Annotated in this window: 6 protein-coding genes, 2 tRNA genes and 1 other RNA gene; all 9 read left to right on the top strand. The window is 30.3% G+C overall.

The window, feature by feature from the left end; genetic code table 11:
• Nucleotides 1-166: 166 nt before the first annotated feature.
• Nucleotides 167-240, top strand: a tRNA-Arg gene (locus tag OM90_RS11225).
• A gap of 243 nt (nucleotides 241-483) precedes the next feature.
• A complete protein-coding gene (locus OM90_RS11220) occupies nucleotides 484-1,362 on the top strand; it encodes a DUF3881 family protein (RefSeq protein ID WP_058486972.1) in 879 nt (292 codons plus the stop codon).
• Nucleotides 1,363-1,416: 54 nt separating this feature from the next.
• Nucleotides 1,417-1,490, top strand: a tRNA-Arg gene (locus OM90_RS11215).
• A gap of 145 nt (nucleotides 1,491-1,635) precedes the next feature.
• Nucleotides 1,636-2,625, top strand: coding sequence for a UDP-glucose 4-epimerase GalE (gene galE, locus OM90_RS11210; RefSeq protein ID WP_058486971.1), 990 nt, complete (start codon nucleotides 1,636-1,638; stop codon nucleotides 2,623-2,625).
• Between the two features lies 1 nt (nucleotide 2,626).
• Entirely contained in the window at nucleotides 2,627-3,106 is a 480-nt protein-coding gene (gene tadA, locus OM90_RS11205; protein WP_058486970.1) for a tRNA adenosine(34) deaminase TadA, read from the top strand.
• Between the two features lie 51 nt (nucleotides 3,107-3,157).
• Nucleotides 3,158-3,421, top strand: an RNA gene (gene ffs, locus OM90_RS12305) — signal recognition particle sRNA large type.
• Nucleotides 3,422-3,656: 235 nt separating this feature from the next.
• On the top strand, nucleotides 3,657-5,273 hold the full coding sequence (dnaX, locus tag OM90_RS11200) for a DNA polymerase III subunit gamma/tau (protein ID WP_058486969.1): 1,617 nt from the start codon (nucleotides 3,657-3,659) through the stop codon (nucleotides 5,271-5,273).
• 63 nt (nucleotides 5,274-5,336) lie between these two features.
• Complete coding sequence (locus OM90_RS11195; protein ID WP_408605921.1) at nucleotides 5,337-5,687, top strand: YbaB/EbfC family nucleoid-associated protein; 351 nt, start codon at nucleotides 5,337-5,339, stop codon at nucleotides 5,685-5,687.
• Nucleotides 5,688-6,287, top strand: a complete 600-nt coding sequence (recR, locus tag OM90_RS11190) for a recombination mediator RecR (protein ID WP_058486967.1) — start codon at nucleotides 5,688-5,690, stop codon at nucleotides 6,285-6,287. It abuts the gene before it with no gap.
• Nucleotides 6,288-6,388 lie beyond the last annotated feature (101 nt).

Genomic DNA, 6,388 nt, shown 5'->3' with positions numbered 1-6,388 from the left:
ACCTAAATCATACATGATTTCTCACTATGGTTGTCAATTATTTTTTTTATATTTTTTTATCTGTTGCATTTAATTTTACAACGAACCAGCAAAATGCTTTACTTTTTTAGTGGATAAAATTATTGTATTTATATATATTCTATGGTATAATGAAGAGCGCTAATATGCACGCATAGCTCAGCTGGATAGAGCATCTGACTTCGGATCAGAGTGTCGAGGGTTCGAATCCTTCTGCGTGCGATAAAGCCTTCTATTTTGAATCAACAAAATAGAAGGTTTTTATTTTTTACTATCCATTATATTCTCAAAATAAAAACTATCTTAATTAAAATTCTCACATTCAAAATTAAAGAACAGTTAAATCATTGATATAAATAATAAAAAATGTTAAGATACAAAGATAAGAATAAGATGTCATAAAAAATTTGATAATTAGTTTAAATATATTGATAAATTATAGTATATAAAAAAAGGAGGGGAGATATGGAAACATATATTAGTGCCGTAGGATTTAAGAATATAAAGAAAAAAATACAATGGGATAAATTAATAGATGATATATTTGAAAATCCTACCAATCAATTTGTAAAATTTCATGACCAAGAGCATGTTTTTATAGAGTATTATAAAGAATATGGAAAAAGAATGGGGATTATCTTAAGAGGGTTTTTAGATAATGATGGAGATATAGAGGTTGAAAGTTGCGACCCTTATATGGAAGCTAAATACATTATAGACGTATCCCAAGTAGAAGTTGAAGAAGAAGACGATTATTTTTGTTTTGCCATTTGTGAGGAAGAAAAAACAGGAATAGAAATAGTATTTCAAGTTCAAAATGTAGTAGAATACTTAGAAGTTGAAAATGATAAAAATACTTTTGTAGAAGGAATAAAAATAGTAGGTTTATCTTCTAAAGGAACCATAATATTGCCTATCGAAAAAACAGAATCTGATATAGAATATGAAAAAGAACAAAAAAAGTGGAGAGAATACCTTTTAAAAAGAATACAACAAGGAGATAAGGAAGCAGAAGAAATTCTTAATATAGAGGAAGAAGAATTATCTAAAATAATAGAAGAGAGACTTAAATATGAAGATTTTCTATCTGTTGTAGAAAGCTACTTTATACCTGTAGAATATTTAGATGCAACTTATTCAGTATTAGGTGTTATAAAAGAAATAGAAGAAATAGAAAATAAAAGGACAAAAGAAAAAGTATACTGGATGCTAGTAGAAACTATGGGAATGACTATTGAAATAGTGATAAACAAAAAAGAATTAGTAGGAACTCCCCTAGTAGGGATGAGATTTATGGGTATTTGCTTTATGCAAGGTAAAGTTCTTTTTAATACTAATGCTTGACTAAATTTAATATAGTATGTAAAATGATAGGGATGAACTTTGTTCATCCATTTTGTCTCTGTAGCTCAGCAGGATAGAGCGTTCGCCTCCTAAGCGAAAGGCCGTGGGTTCGACTCCCGCCAGGGACACTAAAAAACCTTTTAAAAAACCGAAAAATTTGCTAAAGCAAGTTTTTCGGTTTTTTTTAGTGGCCCTTAAAATTTAAATGCAAAAAGTATATAAGTTTGATAAAATGAGATAAAGCTTATAATTAATATGAAAGGAGAAATTTTTATGAATATATTAGTAACTGGGGGAGCAGGATATATAGGGTCTCATACATCGGTATCATTATTAGAAGCAGGTCATAATATTATCATTGCAGATAATTTTTCCAATAGTAAACCAGAAGCTATAGAAAATATAAAAAAAATAACTAAAAGAGATTTAATATTTTATGAAATAGATGTTACTAATGAAAAGTCGGTTGATGAAATTTTTTCTAAACATAAAATTGATGGAGTAATACATTTTGCTGGATTTAAAGCAGTAGGAGAGTCAGTTAGTAAGCCACTAGAATATTATTATAATAATTTAGTTAGTACTATAGTTTTATCAAAAGCTTGTTTAAAATATAAAGTAAACAAATTTGTTTTCAGTTCTTCAGCAACAGTCTATGGAGATAATAAAGTACCATTTTTGGAAGATATGGAACTTTTGCCAACCACTAATCCCTATGGAGAAACTAAGGCCATAAGTGAAAGAATATTAACAGATACAGCTAAAGCTAATCCTGATTTTGCAGTTTCAATTCTTAGATATTTTAATCCTGTAGGAGCTCATCATAGTGGACTTATTGGTGAATCTCCTAGGGGGATTCCAAACAATCTTATGCCTTATATAACAAAAGTAGCAAAAGGAGAATTAGAGAAATTAAGAGTATTTGGAAATGATTATCCCACTATAGATGGAACAGGAGTCAGAGATTATATTCATGTTATGGATTTAGCAGAAGGTCATGTTGCTGCTATTGAAAAATTAGATAAAGGAGTACACATTTACAATCTTGGCACAGGGCGAGGAACATCAGTACTGCAGTTAGTAGAAGCTTTTGAAAAGGTAAATGGTATAAAAATTCCTTATGAGATAGTACAAAGACGTCCTGGAGATATTGCAGAATGTTATGCCGATGCAAGCAAAGCAAAAAAAGAATTAGGCTGGACAGCTAAAAGAAATATAGAAGATATGGTAAGAGATGCTTGGAGATTTGAAAAAGGAGTATAATATGAAAGAAGATACTTACTTTATGAAAGAAGCTCTAAAGTTAGCTAAAAAAGCTTTTGATTTAGATGAAGTACCCATAGGAGCAGTTATCGTATATAATGATGAAATAATAGCTAGAGGATATAATAAAAGAAATACCAATAAAAATCCCTTAGCTCATGCAGAAATTCAAGCCATAGAAGAAGCTGCAAAAGTACTAAAAGATTGGCGACTAGAAGGATGTTCTATGTATGTTACTCTAGAACCATGCCCTATGTGTGCTGGAGCTATTGTGCAAGCTAGAATGGATAAAATAGTATTTGGAACTAGAAATCCAAAAGCTGGTTGTGGGGGGTCTATACTTAATATTTTTCAAGAAAAAGCTTTTAACCATCAAGTAGAAATAGTAGAAGGTATTTTAAAAGAAGAATGCAGTGAGATTTTAAAAACATTTTTTAAAAATATGAGGGATAAAAGTAAAAAAATGGAGCTTGACAGATGATAAAAAAATCTATATACTAAGTAGTGCAACACTTAATAAGTCATAAAGTTTCCGTGCTAGCCGGGGAGTTAGCGGTGCCCTGTACCTGCAATCCGCTATAGCAGGGGTGATGCCTGCCCAAGGCCTTATTTTCTTAGGGTCTGCCCTTTGTAAGTGGCGATGATAACCGGGTCTTGCGCAATAGAGCTCTGTGAACCGTGTCAGGTCCGGAAGGAAGCAGCACTAAGCAGATCACTCTATGTGCCGCAAGGGTGCCTAGTTTGAGTTAACTGCAAAGGTAACGCCTGAGGAGGACTGCCGACGGTAGGTGCACGGATTAATTTAAAATACAAACAGATGGTTAGCCATCTGTTTTTTATTATTTAAGAATACACTTATGAAAATCTTTTTTAACAGATTTATTTCATAAGTGTATTTATTATATAAAAAATATTTTCAATACATAAATTAATCATAAACATTAGTATTTATAGAAGCTTTTATATATAAATTTAAAATTTGTGATATAATATGTAAGTAGTTTTAATATATTTAATAAAGAGGTGTATTTATGTCCTATATGGCCCTGTATAGAAAAAAAAGACCTAAAAATTTTGAAGATGTAGTAGGACAAGATCATATTGTTACTACCTTAATGAACCAGATAAAATCAGAAAGAATTGCCCATGCCTATCTCTTTTGTGGGACAAGAGGAACAGGGAAAACTTCTACTGCAAAAATCTTTGCTAAAGTAGTAAATTGTGAAAATCCCATAGATGGACATCCCTGCAATAAGTGTCGTTCATGTATAGAAATAGATGAAGGAAGAAGTATGAACATTATAGAGATAGATGCTGCTTCAAATAATGGAGTTGATAATATAAGAGAAATAAGAGAAGAAGTAAAATATTTACCCACAGAAGGAAAATATAAAGTATATATTATAGATGAAGTTCACATGTTATCAATAGGAGCTTTTAATGCTCTATTAAAAACTTTAGAAGAACCTCCAGCCCATGTAATATTTATTTTAGCAACTACAGATCCTCAAAAAATTCCTGCTACTATATTATCTAGATGTCAAAGATTTGATTTTAGAAGAATTTCAACTAATGATATAGCTATCCAGTTAAAAAAATACATGGAAGAAGAAAAAGTAGATATAGAAGATGAAGCTCTTCATTATATTGCTAGATTATCAGAAGGGTCTATGAGAGATGCCCTTAGCATATTAGACCAAAGTATATCATTTCATTATGGGAAAAAAATTACCCTTGATGACATATTAGATATGATAGGGGCCGTTGATATAGATGTATTTTTCAAATTTACAAATATACTAAATAAAAGAGATAGCTTAAAGGCTATGGCTTTAATAGATGATATGATATTAAGAGGTAGAGATATTTCTCAATTTGTTATAGATTTTATATCCCATCTTAGAAATCTATTAGTTATAAAAAGTACTAGTAAACCAGAACTTATTTTAGATTTAAGTCGTGAACATATAGAATTATTAAAAGAACAAAGCAAAGAAATAGATGGCAATACCATATTTAGATGGATAAAAATTTTTTCAGAATTATCAAATGACCTTAAATATGCAGATCAAAAAAGAATATTATTAGAAGTAACTGTAATAAGAATTTGTCAGCCTATAATGGATGATTCTAATCATTCCTTAATTGACAGAATAAAACTAATAGAAGAAAAATTAGAAAAGGGAATAAGAATAGAAACTAAAAAAGAAACAGTATCTAATTCTTCAACTTCTTCTTCAGCTGTGCAAGTTACTCCAAAGACAATTGCTAAAAAACCAAAAGCAGTTCCAGAAGATATAAAAAAAGGAGTAAAAATATGGAATGATATTAAATTAGAATTAGATGAAGTAATACAAGCATTTCTAAAAGATGCCAAGGCTGGATATTTAGAAGATGATATTTACTATATAGTATTTAAAGATGGTTCTATGATAGCTTTCGTAGAAAAATACAAAGATATAATAAAACAAAAAATAGAAGAGATGATAAAAAAAGAAATTAATCTTAAATTGATTTCAGCTAACGAATACACTGCAAAATATAAAGAAATTTATGGCGGATATGAAGAAGCTAAAGAAGAAAAAGAACAAATAGAAAAAGTTATAGAGTTTTTCAAACAAAAAGATGTTAATGTAGAAGTAGAGTAGTGTATTTATTTTTTTAAATACTCATGTTAATATAGATATGATAATGAAGTAATAAGGAGGATAATGATGGCAAGAAAAAATTTTGGTGGTGGAATGATACCTGGAAATATGAATAATTTATTAAAACAAGCTCAAAAGATGCAAAAAGAAATGGAAAAAATGCAACAAGAATTAGAAGAAAAAACTGTTACTGCTACAGCAGGAGGAGGAGCAGTAGAAGTAGTTTTTAATGGTAAAAAACAACTTCAATCAATTAATATAAAACCAGAAGTTATAGACCCTGATGATGTAGAAATGCTTCAAGATTTAATAATGGCTGCCGTTAATGAAGGACTTCGCCAAGTAGAAGAGCTAGCTAATAAGCAAATAGGGAAACTAACAGGAGGTATGAACTTACCAGGAGGATTATTTTAGATGAGCCATTATGGAAATTCCATGGCTAAGCTTATAGAAGCATTATCATCCCTTCCTGGAGTTGGAGTTAAGACAGCCCAAAGATTAGCTTTCCATATTATTAATATGCCTGATGAAAATGTAGAAAATTTATCAAGTGCAATTATGGAAGCTAAAAAAAATATAAAATACTGTAGTATATGCTGTACCTTAACAGATAAAGAAAAATGTGATATATGTTCAGATCCTAAAAGAGACCACAAAACCATTATGGTAGTAGAAGACCCAAGGGATCTAGTAGCTTATGAAAAAACTAAAGAATACAAGGGCTTATATCATGTACTCCATGGAGTAATCTCTCCTATGCTTGGAATTGGACCAAAAGACATAAAAATAAAAGAATTATTAGAAAGAATACAAAAAGAAACTGCAGAGGAAGTAATACTAGCGACCAATCCAACCATAGAGGGAGAAGCAACAGCTATGTACATTAGTAAGCTTCTAAAACCCTTAGGAATAAAAGTAACAAGGATAGCTAATGGAGTTCCAGTAGGAGGGGACTTAGAATATGTAGATGAAGTGACCCTATTAAGAGCTCTAGAAGGGCGAAGGGAAATATAAGTTTTATTATCTATATGTATAACCAAAATAAACTCCTTTCATTTTTCAAATGTATGAAACGGGGTAAATAAAGTAGTATTAGAAAACATGGTTTATTAGGG

The sequence above is a fragment of the Defluviitalea phaphyphila genome (genome assembly GCF_001466305.1).
Taxonomy (GTDB): Bacteria; Bacillota; Clostridia; order Lachnospirales; family Defluviitaleaceae; genus Defluviitalea_A; species Defluviitalea_A phaphyphila.
This window is presented reverse-complemented; position numbering and strand designations above follow the sequence as displayed.